This is a genomic window from Leptospira ainlahdjerensis, from assembly GCF_016919175.1.
Lineage (GTDB): Bacteria > Spirochaetota > Leptospiria > Leptospirales > Leptospiraceae > Leptospira > Leptospira ainlahdjerensis.
The window spans coordinates 26,604-47,680 of sequence record NZ_JAFFPU010000035.1; the positions used below are offsets into that span (position 1 = coordinate 26,604).

The 21,077-nt window shown below is 41.0% G+C and carries 22 protein-coding genes; 11 read left to right on the top strand and 11 right to left on the bottom strand.

Going from position 1 to position 21,077, the window contains the following annotated elements; translation table 11 throughout:
• Positions 1-152: 152 nt before the first annotated feature.
• Positions 153-734, top strand: coding sequence for a hypothetical protein (locus JWG45_RS09970; protein ID WP_205279600.1), 582 nt, complete (start codon positions 153-155; stop codon positions 732-734).
• Positions 735-1,103: 369 nt separating this feature from the next.
• Here the strand turns inward: JWG45_RS09970 and loa22 are convergent, their stop codons facing one another.
• Complete coding sequence (gene loa22 / locus JWG45_RS09975) at positions 1,104-1,691, bottom strand: OmpA family outer membrane lipoprotein Loa22 (RefSeq protein ID WP_205279601.1); 588 nt, start codon at positions 1,689-1,691, stop codon at positions 1,104-1,106.
• Positions 1,692-1,828: 137 nt separating this feature from the next.
• On the opposite strand from loa22, the gene JWG45_RS09980 reads away from it, so the two are divergent.
• Positions 1,829-2,767 (top strand): RluA family pseudouridine synthase, encoded by a 939-nt coding sequence (locus JWG45_RS09980; protein ID WP_205279602.1) that lies wholly within the window; start codon positions 1,829-1,831, stop codon positions 2,765-2,767.
• Here JWG45_RS09980 and JWG45_RS09985 read toward each other — a convergent pair.
• From JWG45_RS09985 to JWG45_RS10000, 4 genes are read right to left on the bottom strand one after another with little or no spacing between them, the layout of a single operon-like run.
• Positions 2,736-3,578: a carbon-nitrogen family hydrolase gene (locus JWG45_RS09985; RefSeq protein ID WP_205279603.1), complete on the bottom strand. Its 843-nt coding sequence runs from the start codon at positions 3,576-3,578 to the stop codon at positions 2,736-2,738. The genes JWG45_RS09980 and JWG45_RS09985 overlap by 32 nt on opposite strands.
• Before the next feature lie 22 nt (positions 3,579-3,600).
• Positions 3,601-4,350, bottom strand: coding sequence for an SDR family NAD(P)-dependent oxidoreductase (locus tag JWG45_RS09990; protein ID WP_205279604.1), 750 nt, complete (start codon positions 4,348-4,350; stop codon positions 3,601-3,603).
• Positions 4,347-5,384, bottom strand: a complete 1,038-nt coding sequence (locus JWG45_RS09995; RefSeq protein WP_205279605.1) for an SPL family radical SAM protein — start codon at positions 5,382-5,384, stop codon at positions 4,347-4,349. Before JWG45_RS09995 ends, JWG45_RS09990 begins: the two co-directional genes overlap by 4 nt.
• Positions 5,356-6,222: a 5'-methylthioadenosine/S-adenosylhomocysteine nucleosidase family protein gene (locus tag JWG45_RS10000; protein WP_205279606.1), complete on the bottom strand. Its 867-nt coding sequence runs from the start codon at positions 6,220-6,222 to the stop codon at positions 5,356-5,358. The genes JWG45_RS09995 and JWG45_RS10000 overlap by 29 nt, the downstream gene beginning before the upstream one ends.
• Before the next feature lie 75 nt (positions 6,223-6,297).
• On the opposite strand from JWG45_RS10000, the gene JWG45_RS10005 reads away from it, so the two are divergent.
• Complete coding sequence (locus tag JWG45_RS10005) at positions 6,298-6,612, top strand: YkvA family protein (protein WP_069609023.1); 315 nt, start codon at positions 6,298-6,300, stop codon at positions 6,610-6,612.
• The gene (locus tag JWG45_RS10010) at positions 6,609-7,424 is read left to right on the top strand and encodes an inositol monophosphatase family protein (RefSeq protein WP_205279607.1); all 816 of its coding nucleotides are present in this window, start codon (positions 6,609-6,611) and stop codon (positions 7,422-7,424) included. The genes JWG45_RS10005 and JWG45_RS10010 overlap by 4 nt, the downstream gene beginning before the upstream one ends.
• 424 nt (positions 7,425-7,848) lie before the next feature.
• On the opposite strand, the gene JWG45_RS10015 is transcribed toward JWG45_RS10010, so the two are convergent.
• From JWG45_RS10015 to JWG45_RS10030, 4 genes are read right to left on the bottom strand one after another with little or no spacing between them, the layout of a single operon-like run.
• Positions 7,849-9,153: a glycosyltransferase family 4 protein gene (locus JWG45_RS10015; RefSeq protein WP_205279608.1), complete on the bottom strand. Its 1,305-nt coding sequence runs from the start codon at positions 9,151-9,153 to the stop codon at positions 7,849-7,851.
• Positions 9,137-10,186 (bottom strand): glycosyltransferase family 4 protein, encoded by a 1,050-nt coding sequence (locus tag JWG45_RS10020; protein ID WP_205279609.1) that lies wholly within the window; start codon positions 10,184-10,186, stop codon positions 9,137-9,139. The genes JWG45_RS10015 and JWG45_RS10020 overlap by 17 nt, the downstream gene beginning before the upstream one ends.
• Positions 10,183-11,241 carry a glycosyltransferase family 4 protein gene (locus JWG45_RS10025; protein WP_205279610.1) on the bottom strand — a complete coding sequence of 353 codons (1,059 nt, stop codon included), beginning with the start codon at positions 11,239-11,241 and terminating at the stop codon, positions 10,183-10,185. The genes JWG45_RS10020 and JWG45_RS10025 overlap by 4 nt, the downstream gene beginning before the upstream one ends.
• On the bottom strand, positions 11,238-12,242 hold the full coding sequence (locus JWG45_RS10030) for an LIC_10202 family protein (RefSeq protein ID WP_205279611.1): 1,005 nt from the start codon (positions 12,240-12,242) through the stop codon (positions 11,238-11,240). Before JWG45_RS10030 ends, JWG45_RS10025 begins: the two co-directional genes overlap by 4 nt.
• Positions 12,243-12,326: 84 nt before the next feature.
• On the opposite strand from JWG45_RS10030, the gene JWG45_RS10035 reads away from it, so the two are divergent.
• Complete coding sequence (locus JWG45_RS10035) at positions 12,327-13,283, top strand: GDP-mannose 4,6-dehydratase (protein WP_205279612.1); 957 nt, start codon at positions 12,327-12,329, stop codon at positions 13,281-13,283.
• Between the two features lie 33 nt (positions 13,284-13,316).
• Here the strand turns inward: JWG45_RS10035 and JWG45_RS10040 are convergent, their stop codons facing one another.
• Together JWG45_RS10040 and JWG45_RS10045 are read right to left on the bottom strand one after the other, a co-directional pair.
• Positions 13,317-13,658 carry a DUF4180 domain-containing protein gene (locus JWG45_RS10040; protein ID WP_205279613.1) on the bottom strand — a complete coding sequence of 114 codons (342 nt, stop codon included), beginning with the start codon at positions 13,656-13,658 and terminating at the stop codon, positions 13,317-13,319.
• A 142-nt stretch (positions 13,659-13,800) separates the two neighbouring features.
• Positions 13,801-14,493 carry a SanA/YdcF family protein gene (locus tag JWG45_RS10045; protein WP_205279614.1) on the bottom strand — a complete coding sequence of 231 codons (693 nt, stop codon included), beginning with the start codon at positions 14,491-14,493 and terminating at the stop codon, positions 13,801-13,803.
• Between the two features lie 165 nt (positions 14,494-14,658).
• On the opposite strand from JWG45_RS10045, the gene JWG45_RS10050 reads away from it, so the two are divergent.
• The 6 genes from JWG45_RS10050 to ligA all read left to right on the top strand — a co-directional run bounded on the left by JWG45_RS10050 (position 14,659) and on the right by ligA (position 20,760).
• Entirely contained in the window at positions 14,659-15,213 is a 555-nt protein-coding gene (locus JWG45_RS10050) for a Spy/CpxP family protein refolding chaperone (RefSeq protein ID WP_205279615.1), read from the top strand.
• Positions 15,214-15,220: 7 nt separating this feature from the next.
• A complete protein-coding gene (locus tag JWG45_RS10055; RefSeq protein ID WP_118966840.1) occupies positions 15,221-15,730 on the top strand; it encodes an RNA polymerase sigma factor in 510 nt (169 codons plus the stop codon).
• A 19-nt stretch (positions 15,731-15,749) separates the two neighbouring features.
• Complete coding sequence (locus JWG45_RS10060) at positions 15,750-16,073, top strand: hypothetical protein (RefSeq protein WP_205279616.1); 324 nt, start codon at positions 15,750-15,752, stop codon at positions 16,071-16,073.
• A gap of 221 nt (positions 16,074-16,294) precedes the next feature.
• Positions 16,295-17,680: a cytochrome P450 gene (locus JWG45_RS10065; RefSeq protein WP_205279617.1), complete on the top strand. Its 1,386-nt coding sequence runs from the start codon at positions 16,295-16,297 to the stop codon at positions 17,678-17,680.
• Positions 17,681-17,724: 44 nt separating this feature from the next.
• On the top strand, positions 17,725-18,696 hold the full coding sequence (locus JWG45_RS10070; RefSeq protein WP_205279618.1) for a M23 family metallopeptidase: 972 nt from the start codon (positions 17,725-17,727) through the stop codon (positions 18,694-18,696).
• An 18-nt stretch (positions 18,697-18,714) separates the two neighbouring features.
• Positions 18,715-20,760, top strand: coding sequence for an NAD-dependent DNA ligase LigA (gene ligA / locus JWG45_RS10075; protein WP_205279619.1), 2,046 nt, complete (start codon positions 18,715-18,717; stop codon positions 20,758-20,760).
• Positions 20,761-21,077: the final 317 nt, after the last annotated feature.

Here is a 21,077-nt window from a genome sequence, read left to right on the forward strand (position 1 = left end):
AAAAGAATGATAGATTCGGAAATGGGCCGGTCGGAATAATTCGGAGAAGAAAGAGTCAGAATTTTGGAATCAACCCTTCCTTCGGAATTTTTTACGTATAAAACCGCCCCGATAGGAAGGACGTATTTTATGAAACGAAGGGGAAATACAAAATGATCTCTTATATATCTCATCCGATCGCACCTTGGAATCCGCAAAGAAAGGATCCGACGACCCCGCGTCTTTTTCTTCGCGATTATCAGCAATGTATGGGAAACGTTTTCCAGGACTTTATCGTTTATATTGGTTTGATTTATAGAATCCCTGATTTTATTCGTTTAACAACGTACAATTACTATGCTCTTTTGGAGGATTGGGCAATTAAAAACCATAAGAACGTTTATGATTCTTTTGATCACGCGGAACATTTCAATCTATTGATGAATTCGAATGAAATTTCTTTCCGGATCGTAAAGAAAAAAGGGAATAAGGAAGAGCTTTGCAGGTATTTTGAGACGGGAAATTATCCTTGTGGTTTGGGAACCTATCTTACTCAGAAAGGACATATCATCCGCGGAATTGGAATCGTAGAATCCAGTGAAGGTAAAAAATATTTAAAAGTTTCAGATCCATTCGGAGTCGGACCTCGATATATCGATCCTTACGGGCACTTGATTCAATACGATCTGGATGAATTGTTTGACCTCGGTGTTCCAAGCATTTTTTATTTAGAGAAAATATTCGAAAAAATTTGAACCTTAAGATGTGATGAGGACGGGTTCTGATTTGATCAAATCGTATCACGTCCACGTTTCCCGAAACGGATTTGGAATTTTATTCGTTCAAATACGATATCGATTCGCCCGTATCTTCCAGTCCAAGAATGATAAAGGAAGTCAACGGATTGTTCGAAGAGAAACGTATGGATTTCGCGCTCAGACAAAATAAGACCTTACCCTAACCGATTCTTCTTCTGATATTTTATTGAAAAAAAGATTCGTAAAATTCGACTTTGTCGAATGGAAACGGAAGTGCGAAATGGAATTTTAGAAAAATTGAATGCTTCTGAGATAAAAAAAGGCGATGATTTCTCATCGCCCTCTTAAATCAGATTTCTGATTTGTTTATTGTTGTGGAGCGGAAGCCGCAAAACGGAAGGTTACTCTTCTGTTTTTAGCATCTTTTGCATCCAAACCGGAAACAGGCTCAGAAGAACCAGCGCCTTTCGTGGTGATACGATTTGCAGGAATTCCTTGTTTGATCAGAGCTTGTTTTACTGCGTTTGCACGAAGTTCTGAATAAAAAATGTTACCTTTTTTGTCGCCTTCTGCTTGCTCGGGCCCTACCGCATCCGTATGTCCCGTAATTTCGAGAGCGTAGCTATCAGGAAGTTTTCCAAGACCTTCTTTGATCACTGGAGCGTTTACTTTTGACCACTCGCTAAAATCTCCAGCGTTTACATCCGCTTTCTTGTAGCTGAATCCTGGACGAGTCAGTCCGTCCGGGTATCTGAATTCTTTCAACTTTTCGTTCAAAGAATCCGCAATGGCTTCCGGAGAGTTTGCGTCCACACTTCTATTTGCTGCAGCGCCCTGCTCTTGTTGAGTCGGTTCCGGAGCAGGAGCTTCTTCTTTTTTTTCAGCGGAGGAGCAAAGAGTGAAAGAAAATGCAATTGCACCGAGCAGAATCAGATTCAAAATCTTTTTGACCATGTTTCTATCCTTCCTTAAGATCTAAGGGGTTTTGGGTTTCAGTGTGTCATATTAAGGCTTAGGAAGGAAAATGGAAACTGTTTTTTTAGAGTGCTAAAAACGCGTGCAGTAAAAATCTGGATCCTTTCCCCCATTCAATGAACTTAGAACTAAAAGCAGAGGTCACGGAAGAATTTTCTGGAAATCGTCTCGATCGATTTCTGAAACTCTCTTTAGGAGACGAAGTCTCCCGCGCATCCATTCAAAAATGGATAGAATCCGGTTATGTTCGGAATCAAGACGATAAGACTCAAGATAAGAGTTCTCTCAAGGTGAAAGAAGGGGATCTATTCTCCATCTCAGTTCCTCCAAGACCTCCATTGAATTTGGAACCGGTTTCTATGTCCTTGCCGGTAATTTTAGAAAGAGAGGATTTCCTCATCATTCATAAACCGGCGGGAATCGCCAGTCACAGTGGACCAGGAGATCGTTCTCCGAGTCTTGTGAACGGACTTCTCTATCACTTCAGGGATCTCTCTAAGGCTGGAGGAGAGGCCAGACCGGGAATCGTCCATCGTTTGGACAAACCAACGGAAGGATTGATTCTAATCGCAAAAAACGATCGAGCTCATGGAAGGTTATCCGAACTTTTTCGCAGAAGGGAAATCGAAAAAAAATACTACGCTTGGGTGCAAGGTCATCCTCCGGAAGAATCGGGAACGATCGATCTTCCGATTTCTCGTCATCCTGTGGAGAGACTTAAAATGACCATTTCTCCGAAGGGAAGACGATCCGTGACTCATTATAAAGTTCTAAAATATATCAATTCGAGAACCGGGCGAAAATTCAGCTTTGTGGAAGTTGGATTGGAAACGGGAAGAACTCATCAGATTCGGGTACATTTCCAAAGTCAAAGATGTCCTGTCGTCGGCGACCTATTGTATTCGAGAGCGGGCGCTCAGTTCGAATCTTACGGACTTCTTTTATTGTCTTTTTTCCTAAAATTTAAAGATCCGTTTACGGGAGAATTGATTGAAGCGACTCTTCCTTTGACCGAACGATTTCTTAGATTTGAGAAGAATGCTCCGATGATCTGACTTGTATCGTTTTCGGATCTTTTCTATCTTTCAAGACGGGAAACGATTCTCGGTATTCTAAAATCGATTTCTTTTCGGCTTTGTAGAATAGAATCGTTTCCAATTCTTCCCCCGCGTCCAGAAAATCTCCGTTAGGCGCCACCGCAAGAGAATGTCCGTTGTGATGAACACTTTTGTTGTAACCTGCGATTCCTATCCGATTGACCCCAAAAACGTAGGCCTGATTTTCAACGGCTCTAGTCTTGAGAATCAATTCCCAGTGATGAATTCTGGGAATCGGCCAGTTTGCGTGAATTGTGAAAATATCGGTCTCTCCAGCGACTCTTCGGAAGATTTCCGGAAATCGAATGTCATAACAGATAAACGGAGTGATTCGAAAGCCGTTTAGATCGTAGCTTAGAATTTCGGAACCGGAAGAATAATGTCTGTCTTCTCCGCCGAAAGTAAAAGGATGTATTTTAGAATATCTTAATACAATGTCGCCGTCGGGTTTTACGACGCTGACCGTGTTGAAGGGTTTTCCTTCCGGATTCTTTCGAATCCAACCCGCGCAGATATAGGCCTTCGTTTCTTCGGCGATTTTTTTTAGAAAGGTTTCGGTCGGGCCTCCGTCGAGTTCGGCGATTCTTTCCGAGCGCATCGTAAATCCCGTGGCAAAGGTTTCCGGAAGAAGAATCAAATCCGGTTTTTCTTCCTTCTTCTTATCCAGAGTGGAAAGAATTAGGTTTTGAACGTGATTATAGTTCGCGTCTTGATTTTCCCAAGAAAGATCGCACTGAACAAGCGCAACGTTCAATTCTCCTGGATTCATTTTTTCACCTTTTTATCACGGTTCAAATTTTATCATGCTTTCGAACAATCGGTTTTTTAGAAATTCTATGATATCTGGGTCGGATCGTAATTTCCGCAAAACCGAGATTCTCCCTTCCGTCGAGAGCGAACTCGACTGCGTTTAAAACTTCTTCCACGGAAAGAAACGAACCCGGATCCTCGTCCTTCCCAAAGTCAAGACGATCGTAAAATTCAGTATCGACGATATCCGGATTGATACTTACTAATTTGACTCCCGATTTTCGAATCTCTTCAAACAAATTCAAACCGAAATGCCTGAGTCCAGCCTTGGTTCCAGCATACGCGGCGCCTCTCAGAGATTCTTTGACTGCGGCAATGGAATGAATTTGAAAAATCCAACCTTCATTCTTCTTAAGATCTCTTAACAACAATTTGGTGATAAGAATGGGGGAAACAAAATTCACAAGAAGCATTTGTTCCAATTCTTCGATCGGAATTTCTTCGTGAGGAGAGAAATTTCCGAAGCCTGCGTTGTTCACAAGAATTTTCAATGCGGGTTCTTCTTTGAGAAGTTCGGGAAGTCGAATCACTTCCTTGGTTTGGGAAAGATCCATTCGAATATGACGATACAAAGAAGAATCCTTTAAAAGAAGCGAATTCGGTTGTGATCTTGCAATTCCTATAACTCGATATCCTTTGGAGATTAAGAATTCTGAAATCGTTTGTCCGATTCCTTTCGAAGAGCCGGTGACAACTGCGGAGAAGCCGTTCGATTTTGAAGTTTCAGTCATTTCGATTCCATCTCGCTTGCAACCAACCTATGAATTTTTTCTTTGGAAACAAATCGAACCAATTCTTTTTCAACCTCTGCGAACATTTCATTTTCTAATTCTTCCGGATACGACTTGATAGAATCGTGAGTTTCCATCGGTAAATAATATAAATAAGAATCGGGTCTTCTCTTTTTAGAATTTTTAAAGTAATCTGAATTCATTCGAAAAACTCCAAGGCTGATTTCTCTCAAACGATTTCCGTCGATTTCTTCAAAGATTTTCTGAACAAATTCAGAATAAACTTTTTTCCAATCCGGAATCCCCAGAATCGGATCCAAACAAAGACGAACCTGCCAACCTGCGTCCAGGGCTTCTTTGATGTTTTTCAATCGCGAGGAAAGCCTTGGAGTCAAAGGTTCGTGTTCGGTTATTACGGATTCCGGAGAAAGAGTCCATGCGAGAATGATATTCTCCGTCGCTTTTAAATGGGAAATCGATTTGAAGTTCGCGCTTTTGGTTCTCAATTCTAAGATCAGATCCGGATTTGAATTTGCGAATAAAATCCATTCTTTACAATATCCTAATGTACTTTCCAAGGCCAAAAGGTCGGTATCATAGGAGATGCACAGATAAAGAGGTTTGGATAATTTCAGTTGTTCCTTGGTTTCCTGAATATAATCTTCGTTGTTTACAAAGACCACCAAGTTTGCGGAAGGATACATTCCTTGGAGATAACAATAGGAACAGTTGTAAAGACAGTTTAGAACCAGAGCGTTGTAATAGAAAAATTGATAACCGAAGTCAGGTGCTACGCCGGAGCCGGAATATAAAAACTGTTCTTTCCTTTTTGCCAGGATCAGTTTTGGGCTTCGTTTTTGAGTTTGAAAACTCTGAGAAGAAGGATTAAAAACTTCTTTGTAAGAATCGATCGGGATCACGATCGATTCCGGAAACTTGGAAAGAATTTCCTTCGTCTTTGGATGGTCCTTTGCGGATTCTTCCAGATAAATATGGGAAAAACGTTTAGGACTGATAAAATTGTCTGAGCGCATACAATCCTTTTTTTCCTTCTTCTCTCGTTTTTACTTTTTCCTTTTCAGGATGAAAGTTTTGATTTAAAAAAATAAACCCGTCTTCGGAAGAATTTCCGGTTCTAATTTTATAACCGAGCATCCAATCCTTCAATTGAATCGTTTCCGTCTCAGATAAACGAAAAAATTCGGTTAGTGACCGGAGGGTTTTCAATTCTTTCTCATCGAGAAAAACTATTTTTTCGGGAACAATCGGAATCGATAGGATGGAAAGAATGTCTGGAAGTGCGACTTGAATTTTTTCCGAGACGATATCGGTAAGATCAGAACCGGAAGAAGATTCTAATTTTGTAAAATGATCGGAAACCGTTTTTACGATCCGAATCTTATCGGAAGTAAAAAATTTCTTTGAGGCCTGAAAAAAACCGTAAGCTTCCATGTCGACTAACGTGTTTTTATGATCGGAAGATTCTTTTTCAAAAACGGGCTTGTCTACGGTTACAAGCTTCGATTCTTTTAGAGGGGATTTAAAAGGAATATCCGGATACGCGTTTTTTCCGGAACCCGAGTCGGTGACCTTGTGTATTAAAAAAGATTCTCCGATGGAGGCGTATTCTTTTGGAGAACCGCTGATTCCGAAATTAAAGATCCAAGACGATTCTTGAATCGTGTTTTCAAACCGACTTAACAAAAAAGAAGTCGCGATGGCCGAGGAAATTTTTCCGATTCCGGAAATGATTAGAGTGTATTTTTCATTTTGATAGATTGGAAACGCGGATTTTCCTCTGAGAATTTTGAGACCGAGAAATTCTATCAAAGGTTTTGCTTCCGGGAAAAGAGCTGTGGAAATAAAAATCATCTTTCTTTCTTGATACCTGGAAGCAGAATTTGGGACAAGAGAGAAATCACTTTCCGTCCGGAAAAGGAGCTTATTATGGATCTGATCGAAAAGGTAAAAAGAGAATTCTGGCCGAAATTAAAATCCGTTGTTTCCAAGATTCCGTTTACGGAAGATCTGGTAGCGCTTTATTATTCCATGATGGATCCTGAAACTCCTCTCAGAACCAAGCTCATCATCGCCGGAGCGCTAGCTTATTTTATTTCCCCCTTGGATGCAGTTCCGGATTTTATTCCCGGCGCGGGATTTCTGGATGACGCGGGAGTGATTGCCGCCGTACTGGCAAGTGTTCAATCCGCAATTCGTGCGGAGCATCGCGAAAGAGCGAGAAAGAAGCTGGAGATAGAATGAGCTTAGAAAACGAAATCAAAATCAGATACGAACATTTCCTCAACTTTGTTCCCAAGGTTATGGAATTTTTAGCAGAGACGCAGGAAGAGAGCGATCTTGGAATCGCCTACAAAGGAGAAATCGATTTAGTTACGAAGGCTGATAAAGGATCGGAGGAAAGAATCATTTCCGAGATTGAAAGAATGTTTCCTGCGGACAGCATTCTCGGCGAGGAAGGAACGGATAAAAAAGGGACTTCAATTTTCAAATGGATTATCGATCCGTTAGACGGAACCGTAAATTATTCGCATCGGCTTCCGTTGTATTGTCTTTGTATCGGTTTGGAAAATCAAGAAACGGGTGAAGTTGTGATGGGTATCGTTCCTTTTCCGGGCACCGGAGAAGTTTACCACGCGAGAAAAGGTTTCGGGGCGTTTAAGAATAAAAAGCAGATTCACGTTTCCAAAACGAAGGACCTAAAACAATCTCTTTTGTGTACTGGCTTTCCATACGATCGGGAAAAGAAGATCGATCGTTTGATGTTTTATTATAGAAATTTTTTACTCAAAACTCGAGGTGTGAGAAGAACGGGCTCCGCCGGTGTGGATCTTTGTTGGACTGCGGAAGGAAGGTTTGACGCTTTCTGGGAAGAAGGTCTCAAGCCTTGGGATGTGGCCGCGCCTTCCGTTATTCTCAGCGAAGCCGGCGGGAAATTATCGACGTATGACGGAAATATTTTTACTCCTTATATTCCTAATCTGGTGGCAAGTAACGGAGTCCTACACGAAAAGATGTTGGACGGAATGAGCGAGTATATTCATAATTTAACTTAGAACTTGACGATAAATTCTTAGGGATCGAAAAGATATATTATAGATTTATAATGTTGCGAAGGTGAAAAAGCTCGGAAGTTCGAAAAACATAGAATATGCGGTGTTTTCGTCTAAATATGACCTTACGTCCGAATCAATCTTTTTTAGAAACGATTTTGCCGGAACTACGATCACGAATGTGGAAATCACGAATCCAGGGGAACGGTTTAACTCTTACCGTGAACCCCGCTTATAGATCGAAAACAGTATATTATAAATTTTTAAATTTCTAAGAATGAGAAAAGGCAGAAGTTCGAAAACTTAGGAACGCCTTATTTTCTTCAAAATCGAACCTTACGTCCGGATCAAGCATTTTTAGAAACGATTTGGTCGGAATTACGCCACGGCAAAGTTTTCATCTTAAAAAACAAATGGACTTTTCGTATCAAATTCCGGCGTATTTTTTTTGAATGGTCTTTTCTATCAAACGAAGTAGTTTTTCCCGAACGATTTCGGCGTTGAAGTTTTGTTCGACGTAACGTTTTCCGTTCTTTCCCATTTCTAACGCATCCGTCGGATGCTCGAGTATATAATTTACGGTCGCAGAGAAACTTTTTTTATCCGAGTAAAAAAGACCGCCGTTGCTCCTTAGACAATGACCTTTTAGAACTTCCGATTTTCCGTTTACAAGCACCGGTCTTTCGGCCAACCAGGCCTCCATCAAAACGATGGAAAAACTTTCCATAGGAGAGGAATTGATCAGACAAGCGCAATTTTGAAGAAGTTCGATCTTTCTTTTCTCCTCCACAAAACCTAAAAATTCTACATTCGGATTTTCTAATATTTTAGTCGGAATTTTCGAAGCGATTTTTCCCACAATTTTGAGTTTATGCGGAAGTTCCGAATTCTTCTTCCATTCTAAAAACCATTCGGCCATTTCCAAAAAACCTTTTCCTAAATCCACACGGCCTACATATAATAAAAACGGCTCTTGTTTTCCGTAATTCGAATCTTTTTCTTTCGAAAAACTCTCCGAAACGGATGCGAAAGTATTCTTATCCAGATTCAAGTTCATCCCGGTGATCGAGTACGTGCTCGGGGTAAATCCGAGAATGTTTCGAAAGACTTCCAATTCTTCAGGAGTATTAAAAGAATAAGAACTCAAATCGGTGAGAACTTCCTTGTAAATCGGAAGATATGCGGGAGCTTCGTCGTGAAATGTCGGAATGATAATCGATTTTTCCGCGACCAAAGGAGATCCAAAAACGAGAGGATAATAGAGATAACTCACGAAAAAAAAGACTTCGAACTCGCTTTTTCTGGATTCGATAAATTGAATCATTTCGGGAACATAGGGGCCTTGTTCCTCGATCCAGTGATTTACACTTTCCCGATTTTGAAGAGAAGGTTCTTCTAAAATTTTTTTGGAGAAACGGTTGAACTTGTCGATGTTCCTGCTCTTTTCAACCGTAAACTGAAAAATTTTATACGTTCCTCCGAGAGAGGAAGTTCTTTCTTCGACACGGATCGGTTTAGTAAGGTGATTTGTTTCCTGGAAAGTTTGACTTCCTTGAACGGGAATCGAGTTTTTCCAAGAGACGTAGTCGAGGCTTCGAGTCGTTAAAACTGTGATTTCGTAATCCTTTGCCAATAACTCCACGAATTGAAAGATCAGTTTTTCGGATCCTCCCGAAACTTGGTTCGAAAAGATGGGGGAAACGACTGCGATTTTTTTAAGAGAGGTTTTCAATCGCTTTCCTAAGGACGGATTTCGATTCTACGTTCTTAAATGCTTCCAAACGCAAATCTTGTCCGTTTAGAATTCGGTTCTTAAAATCCGAATTTGTCAAAATTTTATTGAGTAACACAGCCAAATCCGAAAACTTCTTTTTCTTAAAAAGAATTCCCGCTCCGTTTAATGTTTCCGGGACCGCACCTCCCGCGTATGCGAGAATCGGAATTTTATGAACCATCGCCTCGATCAAGGGAACACAAAATCCTTCGTGCTCACTCATGGAAACAAAAACGTCGGCTTCTTGGTAGAGATGATTCAGCTCGTTGTCCGAAAGAAATCCCGTGATCAAAACGTTCTTTCTTAAATCGTAAAAGTCCAACATTCTTTCCAATTCCTCCCTATAAAGAAAAAGTTCTCTGGAACTAAATCCAGCGAGGTAGAATTGAAACTGATCCGAATATAAAGTTTTGTAAGCGTGTGCGAGCCGGATCAAATCGTCTTGTCTTTTGTTCGGTGTGATTCTTCCCACAAAAAGAATTTTTTTGATCGGAGTTACGGGCTTTTCAGCTTTTGGGATCGACTGGGATAGCTGATATGTGATCGGAAGAATTCCCACGTTCTGAAAGCCTAATTCTTGCAGCTCCGCTTGATTGAATTTGGAAACAGCGAAGACAAGGTCGAATCGATCCTTCATCTCTTTGAGTTCCTCTCTGCCTTTTTTCAGGAGATAACTCATCTTGAGATCGTAGGATTCGAAAAAATGATGCGGGGTGACATTATGATAAATTAGAATTCTCGGGGACCGGAAACTTCTCAGAAAATCGAAAACTCCCGAATGAATCGAGTGGTGATAGAATAATATATCCTTCGAGGACTTTTTGTAAGTTTTATATTTTTTTACAAATGGAAGTTTGGATGCCCCTATATTTTCGGAATAAATGTCGCCTTTATATTCTAATTCTCTTAAGTAGTTGCGGATCTCCAGCATCTCATTACTGATCGCATCTCCCGGATTGAAACCCGCCGAAAATTGTTGAACGGATCTCATACCAATATCCGCTCTTTAAAAAGATTTTCAAAAGAAAAACGATTGTATTCTTCGATGACGGTTTTTTCGGTTTGAGATATCCGTTCTCTTAAGTCTCTTTTTTCGATGAGGTGATCTATCAACCCGGCCAAAAAAGTCATGGATTCGAAGGATTTATTTTTAAAAAGAATTCCTCCGTTTTTCATCGTTTCCGGTGTCGCTCCCGCAGAATAGGAAATCACGGGAACTCCGGCGCCGAAAGCCTCCAAAACCGGAATGTTGAATCCTTCGTGCTCGCTCATACAAACGTAAAGATCCATCGAGTTTAGAAACGATTCCATTTCCTCGTCGTTCGCGTTTAAGCGAATTTGAACATGTCCAGTCAAACGTTTCTGTAAAACGAGCTTTTTAAGAAAAATATAATATTCTTTGAAGACGGGAGGAACGTTTCCGCAGATCAAAAGTTGGACGTTTTGTCTAAATTTGAGAATCGAAGGAAGAAGTTCTAAAAGGTCTTCCATTTTTTTGTTCGGAGAAATTCTTCCGATAAAACCGATCGTAAATTCTCTTTTGTCCTTCGGAAACGTTTCTCTGATTTTGTACTTCCTCACGATCGGCAATATGAGCTGATTTTCGATTCCCAAAGATCGTAAAAACTCTGCGTTGAATTCCGAAGAGGGTAAAAACAGATCGGTTTCATTTTTGAGAGAATACAATTCTAAAAGGGAACGTTTTTCCTCCAATTGAAGCGTATTATAAATTTCGGGACTTACAAAATTCTTAAAATAGGCAACAGGAGTAAAACTCTGATAGCGGATGATCTTTTTTCCGGGAAGATCGCGAAACCAATCGAGAGGATATCCACATCCTCCGTAGTTTAGAATGTGAACGTCTTCCCGTTTGAATTCCTGCCCGATAGGATGAACTTGGATTTCATAGTTTTCTTTCGATAGGTTCTTAAGACAAAAAATCGAATTCGGGATTTCTAATGTTTTCAGCACGTTGGAAATACCTTTGATATCGTTTCCGATTCCGTCTCCGTCCCGGAACTCTGTAACGTGCTGATAGACTTTCATTTTCTAAACGATAGAATTGTGAATCCGTCTTCCGATTTTTTTTCTATGATGTTTCTAAAACCTAATTGTTTCAGATAGTCTCGAATTAACGGTTCCTGGATTCTTGTGAGTCTCAGAGGCAAAAACGGAGAAGGATAATTCGAATTTTCATTGGAGAATCGAAAACGGATCTCCGTTCCGGAAGAAGCGCTGCGGCTCAAGGAACGAAGCGCCTTTTCTATCAACCAATGCGGATGAATCGAAAGGTTCTCGGATATTATAATTTTAGAATATTGTAAACAGTTTTTGGGAATGGAGCCCGGTTCTTCCAGTTTGATTTTTGTTGTAATCGAAGTGCGGATGAATTCTTCGCAGGAACGGTTCCAGGTTACGGATTCGAACTGAGCCCCTATCTTCAAAAGTTGTTTTAGAATTTTGCCCCAACCAGGTGAAAGAACCAAAACGTTTTCGGAAGGTTCGATCGATTCCAACAAAAAAGTTTCACTTTCTTCGATCGTGTCTTCTGAATAGAGATTTTCATTCGCCCACAGAAACTCTGGTCTCACTTCTTTTCCAATGGCTTGATTCCATTCTAAAAATTCCGAATAAAAGGATTCCATCTTCCGTTTTAAATTTTGATTCTCGGACCGGATCAAAATCAATTCGTGTAGGACGCTGTAAAAGGCTCGAGTTCTGTTTTCGGAAAGTTTTTTATCTAAGAAGGAATAAAATTCCGCAAAACGGATCAACAACCATTTCAAAGGTCCGCGTACAAACCAAAGTTTTGGATTGGAAAATTTGGGTGCGGCAATTCCTTTTTCAAAAAGATGTGCGATTTCAGCCGGATCAAAATCTCGATAACCTTCCGGACTGGGAGGTGAGAATTTCCAATGAGTGAGTTTGTCGATGTCTTCCTTTGTGGAAGGATTTTTTTTGAGTTTGGATTCTATTTCTTCCATAATTTCCCGGACGTTGATCCGGGAATCTCTGATTTCGAATAGTTCCTGAAATTTATCTTCCATGCGCAAAGGGAGAGAGAATTTTATTCGATTGTTTTTTATTCATTTTCTAAAACAACAGTATTTTTACGGAAAAGCAAGAATTCTATGAAATGCCTTATTACAGGAGCGGCTGGGTTTGTAGGAGTTTACCTGCTGAAAGAGCTAAAGGATTCTTATTCGGAATTTTTAGGGATCGGAATTCTTCCTGGACCGAATGTGGAAGATGATCCCGAGCTTCCAAAAACGTATCGTTTTACAATTTGCGATATCCGGAACGGAGAAGAGGTTCGTAAAATCATCGAAGATTTTTCTCCGGACGCAGTCTTTCATCTAGCCGCACAACCCTTTGTTCCGCGATCTATTGAAGATCCGGGCGAGACACTCGAAATCAATGTCCACGGCACTTTGAATATTTTAGAAGCTCTTCGAGGTTTAAAAAAGAAAGTTCGTTTTGTTTATATCTCTTCTTCCGATATTTACGGAAATGTTTCCGAAAAGGATCTTCCCGTTTTGGAGTCGATAATTCCAGCACCGCTCAATCCTTATTCTTCCTCCAAATCCTGCGCCGAAATTTATTGCCTTCAATACCATCGTTGGAACCCGGAGATCGAAGTTGTGATCGCGAGACCTTTCAACCATACGGGGCCGAGACAAAGTTTGAACTTTGTGATTCCGAATTTTTGCGCTCAGGTTTGGAATTCCGCCAAACAATCGGAAGGCGAAAGGAAGATCTTGGTCGGAGATTTGACTTCTACTCGGGATTTTCTCGATGTGAGAGACGTTGTGCATGCTTATCGAGTTCTTTCCGAAAAAGGGCAACCGGGCGAAATCTACAATATTTGTTCCGGAAAGGAAGTTATCATTCGGGATGTTCTCGATCAAATTATAACCGTTTCCGAAAAACAGATTCCCGTTGAAGTGGATCCTTCCCGTTTCCGCACGGCGGAGATGAGACGTTTGTCTGGAAACAATCTCAAACTTCGGAAGTTAGGATGGACTCCGAAGTTCGGATTGGAAGATACGATTCGAGACGTTTATCGTTGGGTTGGAACTCAGATTTAATAAATTAGAAAATTCTTTTTTCCCGAGAGAAGTTTACTTTAACAAAACGATTCCCGTCTCCAAAAGATCACAGAAGATAATTTTTCCGTTCTGATTGCTTTCATAGACGAAGTCTTGAAAACTCTTAGAATTGTATTTCGAAATGTCTCCAACGATGAGAATTCGAATTTTATAATTGGAGGTTTTTTGTAAAATTTCTCCCGCAAAGCCTGTTTTTAAATCGAAAAAAGAATCTGGAAAACTGGAACGATTGAAAGCAAACGTGTCGGCTTTTGCGGAATAAACGAGTTCCAAAAAAGAATTCACATCCTGAATCTTAAGGTCTTCTTCATTGAAGAACAGGATCGTTCCCTTTGCCGTTTCGATTTCTTTCATGATTCTCCTTTTGGATTCGAGCTTCCGTCACCTTCGTCTCGCTCGATTCGATAAGCTAATTTTATAAATTCTATATTAGAAAAAAAAATTTCCAATTCGATAGAATATAAATTTGATTTTAAGATTTCTTTCGGTTCAATTTTTAAAGGACGGAGCCTTTCCAGGTTTTGATTCCGCTTCCCTCGATCGGAAAAGGATCCCCCAAATATTTCGGATTTGTCTTGAATAGATTCATATCGACCCAAGCCAAAGTGCGGGCGAAAAATTCACGGGATCGACTAAAAGGTCCGCTTGTGTAAATTCTTCTATCAGCTTCGAAGGCTTGGAACTTGAGTCCGATTTTATTTGCGAGAAACGCAGCCCTCGGCTGATAAACTCTCTGACTGACAAAGATCAGGTCCTTAACCTGAAAAATTTCCTTCGCGCGGACCAAGGTGTCTAACGTTCGAAAGCCGGCGTGATCCACGAATATATCCTTTTCATTTACTTCGTTTTTAAGAATGTAGAGAAGCATGGGTTTTACTTCGTTATAATAAATCGAGCCGTTGTCGCCGGAGAGAAGAATTTTGCGGACCTTTCCCTGGTGATACAATTCCAGAGCGCAATCCAATCGATCTTTTAGAACGGGAGAAGGTTCATTTTTGTAAACCGAGGCGCCCGGTACGACCGCGACTGTCGCCGGTTTGGCGGATCTGTGATTCTGGAATTTTTCGGCGTGAAGATACGATTCTTCGAAACTGAAATCGATGGCGATCGGCGCGGCAATCAGAAGAAATAGAACGAACCCGGACCAGACATAAAATTTAGGGTTTTTAAAGAATTTTAAGCGAAACACGGAGTTGCAATCCGTCAAAATCAGGATTGTTTTTTTAGTCCCTTACAAGCCAAATTCAAGTGTGAAACCCCTTTTTTTCTTTTCAAAGGATGGGAACCGGTAAAAAATTTCGAAACAGGAAACTAACCTTCGGGCTACGGGTCTTATAATTTGAGCAAATACCTCATGAATCTCCTGAATTCAATTGTCAGAATGACCGTCGCCGGTTGCTTTCTTGCGCCGGCGGTTATTTTTTCCCAAGAACTGATGGGGCTTCGGTCCGGAACGGATTCCAACACTCCGGCTCCGGTTCGTCAATTGGCGCCGATTCGCCAGTTAAGAAGTTTTGGATTGGTCTTCGGAAATGTGGATACGGTCCGTGAAAGGTTTGCTCTTTCGGAACAACAGTTGGATGAGATCTCGAGAATCAACGAGAAACACAAACAAGCGCATTTTCGATGGCTTCAGAAAATTTCTCCGATCGAAATCGAACTCGAGGGGCTTTTGATGGAGCCTAACGTCGACTTAACGAAGATCAGAAAACTTTTGATCGAAATCGGGAGATATACGACCGAAATTAGAATCAATCAGATTTCTCATCGTCTTGCTATTGAAAAAATACTTACCAGGGACCAAAAGTCCAAAATCAAAGAGCCTTCTACTCGCCAAGAAAACGGATTCCCCGTGAATCTTTTTTCTCCGGAAAGAATTATACTACCAATACAGGGAATCCTACACTGAGGTATTCATGGACCAGAAAGAATTTACCGAACTGATCGATTCGACAAAACATATCGTATTGTCTGCGATTAAGAAAAATTTATTCGAAGAATTTCACGACTCGATTGACGACGTAGTTCAGGAAACTTATTTTCGGGCTTACAAAAGTCTTTCCGCAAACAAGTTTCGCGGAGACTCTGCGGTGAGCACTTGGCTTTATACGATCGCAAGAAACGAATCTCTGAGAATGAATCAAAAACGTTCCAGACAAACCGCCCTTGCAAGCAGGCTGAAAGAAAAAGTCATCCAAGATCATTCCATTCAGGAAAAAGAAGCCGCTTCCGCGAGCTTTACCGATTTTGAATTGAAAGATCTTTTAGCGATGCTTCCATGGAAATATAAATCCGTGTTGAGTTTGGTCGGGGAAGGATACAAAGAACAGCAGATTGCGGAGAAACTCAGTATTCCGGAGGGAACGGTAAAGTCCAGAGCGTTCCGAGGAAAACAGATGTTAAAGAAAATATTCGTTGATAAGTGAGAGATAGGATAAAGACAGCATGAAATCGAACGGATTCGAAAAAGAAATTTCAGACAGGCTCTGTAGTAAGGTTTGGAGTTCTAAAATCTGTGATGGAGTTTATAAAAAGCGTAAATGGAAGATGATTCAATTGGCGTTGATCACATTCTTATCCGCTTTCTTTTCGAGTTCCATTGTATGGTTCTCCTTTTTTGAAACGGATGAAAACAGCATAGCTCGAAACGAGTTACATTCTTGGGTTCAGGAGCAAATTTACGGAACGGCCGTAGAAGCCGAATCCACGACGATGCCAGTTTCATTGGATGTGGATACTCTGATTGAGGCTTCCTTAGATCGAAGATAATTGCTAAGTCGAAAGAAATACGATCAAAGTTCGGATCTATTCCGATTATATTGGTTTCTTTTTGTATTGAAGTGTAGTTGACCTTCTGAAAGTTTTAGGAATTCAAATTCCTTTCAAAAATAAAAATCGAAAGTAATCTTAGAATTATGGAATTCTAAGATTACCAGTGTCTCGGCTGGAGTCCGGATTCTTCCGGAAAAAAATCAAACTTGGAGAATCCAATGTTTTCATTAAACTCCAGTCTTTCCCCAAAAAAAGACTCTCAAAAGATCGAATCCCCGCCGGGTTCTTACGGTTTCTTTGCACTGCGTCATCTTTATAGGATGCGTAGAGATATCATCGGATTCTTCCAAGACATGAAGAAAAAACACGGAGACGTGGTTTTGTTCGGAATTCGTAAAACGAGAATTTTTATGATTCAGAGTCCAGAAGACATCCGTCATGTTCTTCAGGAAAACAGCGCCAACTATCATAAGAGTGTCTTCTACGACGAATTGAAAAGAATTCTCGGAAAAGGGCTTTTAACTTCCGAAGGAGATTTCTGGAAAAAACAAAGAAGGCTGATTCAACCCGCGTTTCATCGTCAGCGAATATCAGAGTTTACTCATATAATGGCGGAAGAAACCCGAACCATTTTTCAGGAATGGGAATCCAGACAAAAAAACGGAACACTTGGGGTCGATCTTTCTGAAGAAATGATGAGACTTACATTTGCGATTGTGGGTAAGACCTTGTTTCGCTCCGACGTAAAAGAATATTCGGACATCATCGCAACGAATGTCGAAATCGCCATGCAGGAAGTCACCAAACGTTTGACGATGGTTTTTCCTCCTCCGATTCACTGGCCTCTTCCCGGAAATCGAAGATTACGAAACGCGATCGAATCCATGAACGAAGTTATCTACGAACTGATCGACCAGAGAAGAAAAAATCCTTCAAATGATTTGATTAGTATGCTTTTGGAAATCCAGGACGAAGAAACCGGTGAAAAGATGAGCGTCGAACAGGTGCGAGACGAAGCGATTACACTTCTTCTGGCGGGACATGAAACAACCGCAAACGCACTGACATGGGCCTTTTATCTTTTATCCAATCATCCGGATGTTTTTTCCAAACTCAAAGCGGAAGCGAAGAATGTTTTGGGAGAGAAGATTCCCTCTTTAGAAGACGTCGGATCTCTGACTTATTCAAGAATGGTTTTGGAAGAATCGATGCGGCTTTTTCCACCTGCCTGGACGGTCGAACGATCCGCGTTGGGTTGGGACGAGGTCGGTGGATACAAGGTTCCTCCCGGAACCAATGTTTCCATTTGTATCTACACGATTCACCGAGATCCGCGTTTCTGGAAAGAACCCGAAAAGTTTTGGCCGGAAAGATTCTCCGAAGAAAACTCAAAAGACAGACCGAAATATGCCTACATTCCGTTTGGTGGTGGTCCGAGAATTTGTATCGGAAACGTATTTGCGATGACGGAAGGAATTCTCATTCTAAGTATGATCGCCAGAAAATACGATTTAAGGCCGGTTCCCGGTCATAAAGTCGAATTGGAACCTTTAGTCACATTAAGACCAAAACACGGAATGTGGATGGATTTGGTTTCCACTTGACCTATACTTCCCCGGAATAGACTCTTTATCTGGAGTCTATTCCCATGGAAAAGGAAATCCGCAAACGACTGGATCAGGTAAAGGAAAAGGGTCATCAAAGACTCACAGTACTTTTGATCCCTCATGGATTCGATAAATCATTTCATTTTCAGATATCGGTTTTTACGATCTTCTTTTTATTCAGCCTTTTGGTTTCGATCTTAGGAATCGCGGTTTTCGGAATCGTAAAATATAACAATACAAGAAAACAAATCAACGCGCTTGCGCAGGTTTACGGTAAATACTTCGACGAATACATTGAATATTCCGAACAACTGGAAGGAGTTCAGGATGATTTCCTCGCTCTTACGGAAAGTTTGGAGGAAATTTATTCCCTTGTCGATGGAGAAAGGGACGAGATGCTCAAACTTCCGGACGAATCGGATATCGAATCGATCGCTCTCGCAGAATTAAAAACGGAAGAAGCCGCCGACAAAGATTTGATGTTGGGACGAAGTTATCTTTCCGAAATTTACGGCTATCGTACCGCGAGAGTTTATATGGATAAACAACGTCCCCTCATGGATAGTGTTTATGACTTTCTCAATTCAAGATATGATATCATGGATGCACTTCCTTTCGGAGAACCGCTTTATTCTTACAACTTAACTTCTTATTTCGGCACAAGACGTTCGCCTACAACGGGTTATATGGAATATCACGACGGGATCGATCTCGCAAACGTTCCCGGCACTCCCATCTATGCTACGGGTAACGGTAAAGTTCACAGAGTAATCTATTCCAATCGTGGTTACGGAAATCACATCGTGATACAACACGCAAACGGTTATTTTTCCCTTTTCGGACATTGTACGAGAATTTTCGTAAAAGACGGTCAACAGATTCGAAAAGGAAATTTGATTGCTACGGTCGGATCCACCGGAAACGTTACCGGCCCACACTTGCACTATGAAGTATGGCTTGGAGAATCCAATCGTACCGATCCGATGGAATTCCTGAAAGTTCCCGTCTATTAATCTCGATTCAAATTCGATATGGCTAAGAAAAAAGAGAACGCGGACAAATCTCTTTCGGAAAAAGAGGCTAAGAAAGAAATAGCCAGGTTGATGGAGGAAATCCGTCTTCATCAGCATTCTTATTATGTAAAAAATCACGCGACGATTTCCGATTTCGAATTCGATAAACTCTTTCGCCGATTGCAGGATCTCGAAGAACAATTCCCTCAACTGAAAGACCCGGCGAGCCCTACTTTGGTTGTGGGATCCGATTTGGATAAGGATTTTGAAAAATTCCAACACAAACTTCCCGTTCTTTCTTTGATCAATACATATAACGACGATGAACTTTTGGATTGGGTCAATAAAACCGATCCGGAAGGCGTTTATTCCGTGGAATGGAAAATCGACGGAGCTTCGATAGTTCTCTATTATGAAAATGGAATATTGCAGAACGGCGTAACGCGCGGTTCCGGAGGAATCGGCGACGACGTAACGGACAATATAAGGACGATTCGAAATATCCCGCTTCGTTTACCAGATTCTACAAGTGTGTATTTGCGCGGAGAGGTTTTTATGACCTATAAAGACTTCGAAGAATTTAACGAACTCTCTTCCGGTAAATACGCAAATCCACGGAATCTCGCCGCAGGATCGATCAAACAAAAAAATTCTTCCGATACCGCAAAAAGACCGTTGAGAATTTTTACCTATGACGCGGCTTTTCCGAACCAGACAAAAAAACTGAAAACACATCAAGAAATTCTTTCTCAATTGGAAAAATTAAAATTTCCTTTGGCGCCGGATACTGTCTATGTGGCCGGCTCCAAGATCGCAAAGACGATCAAGGATTTTAAAAAGAAAAAGGAAAGCCTCGGTTTTCCGACCGATGGTCTCGTAATCAAGCTCAATGATATTTCGAAAAGGGATGCGTTGGGTTATACTTCCCATTCTCCGCGTTGGGCTCGCGCCTATAAATTCGACGCTGTGATGAAGGAAAGTAAAATCGTAGATATCACATACGCAGTCGGTCGCACGGGGAAGATTACGCCGAGGGCGGAAATCGAACCGGTAAGTCTTGGCGGAACTACTGTAACGTTTGCCACCTTACACAACCAAGACTATATCGACGAACTCGGGGTCGGGATCGGTGCGATCGTAAGGGTCGCCAAGCGAGGAGAGATTATTCCCGCAGTGGAAGAAGTCGTAACTCCAGGCAAAGACGTTTTTAAGATTCCCGATCGTTGTCCTTCCTGTAAAACGAAAACGATCAAGAAAGACGGTTTGGTGGATTTATTTTGTCCTAACTCCGATTGCCCGGATCGTGTGAAGAATGGAATCATCTTTTTCTGTCAAAGAAAGCAGATGGATATCGAAGGACTTGGAGACAAACAGATCGAGTTTTTATATGACCATGATTACCTACGTTCGATCGCGGATCTTTATGATCTTAAGAATCAGAAAGAAAAACTTACACAAGAGGAAGGTTTTGGGGAAAAGAGCGTAGCGATTATCTTAAAGGGAATCGAGGACTCCAAACAAAAGGACTTTCGTTTCGTTCTTCCTTCGATCGGTCTTCCGGAGATTGGTCATAAAGTGACCGAACTTTTGATCGAACACGGTGTCGACTCCATGGATCAAATCCTAAGTATTGCAAAAGAAACTGAGAAGATCGAATCGTTATTGGAAATCCCAGGAATCGGGCCTTCCACGGTTCAAGCGTTCGCAGAGAATTTTGTAGATAAGAGAATTCTAAAATTGATCGATAGGCTTAAAAAGGCCGGACTAAAGATGAAAGCCGATCCGGTTCAGGTCGCCGATCACCAGCCTTTTGCCGGTCAGTCTTGGTGTGTGACAGGGTCTTTTGAAAACTTTCAGCCGAGAGATAAGGCGATGGATTTGATTGTTTACTACGGAGGAAGAAAAGTAAGCGCTGTGAGTTCCAAAACGACCCATCTTTTGGCCGGTCCAGGGGCCGGATCTAAATTAGAAAAAGCGAATGAACTAGGAATCGCCGTCTTTGATGAAAATCAGTTTCTTGATCTGCTAAAATCGGAAGGAATCGATTTTAGAAATTCGATTTAATTCGGTTCCATTTTTTCGTCGATTTCATGGTTCGTGGTCATACATAAAATAGAATTCTTTCTCGTATCAGTTTTCTTCTGATTTTACACTTATATCTTATCTCACTGGCCTTCGGGACTATTAAGATCCTCTTTTGAAACGTCGTTTTTCCAAAGGAGAATTCAGAGTAAAGAATCAACCCGATTCCACATTCTGAATTTGTAAGTTTTGTTTCTTTAAAATAAATTGAATTCTTTCCAATAGGATTTCGCCGCTAATTGGCATTCTATTTCTTTCTAAGAATTGATCTTCTACTTTTCTAAGATTCTTTTTTAATT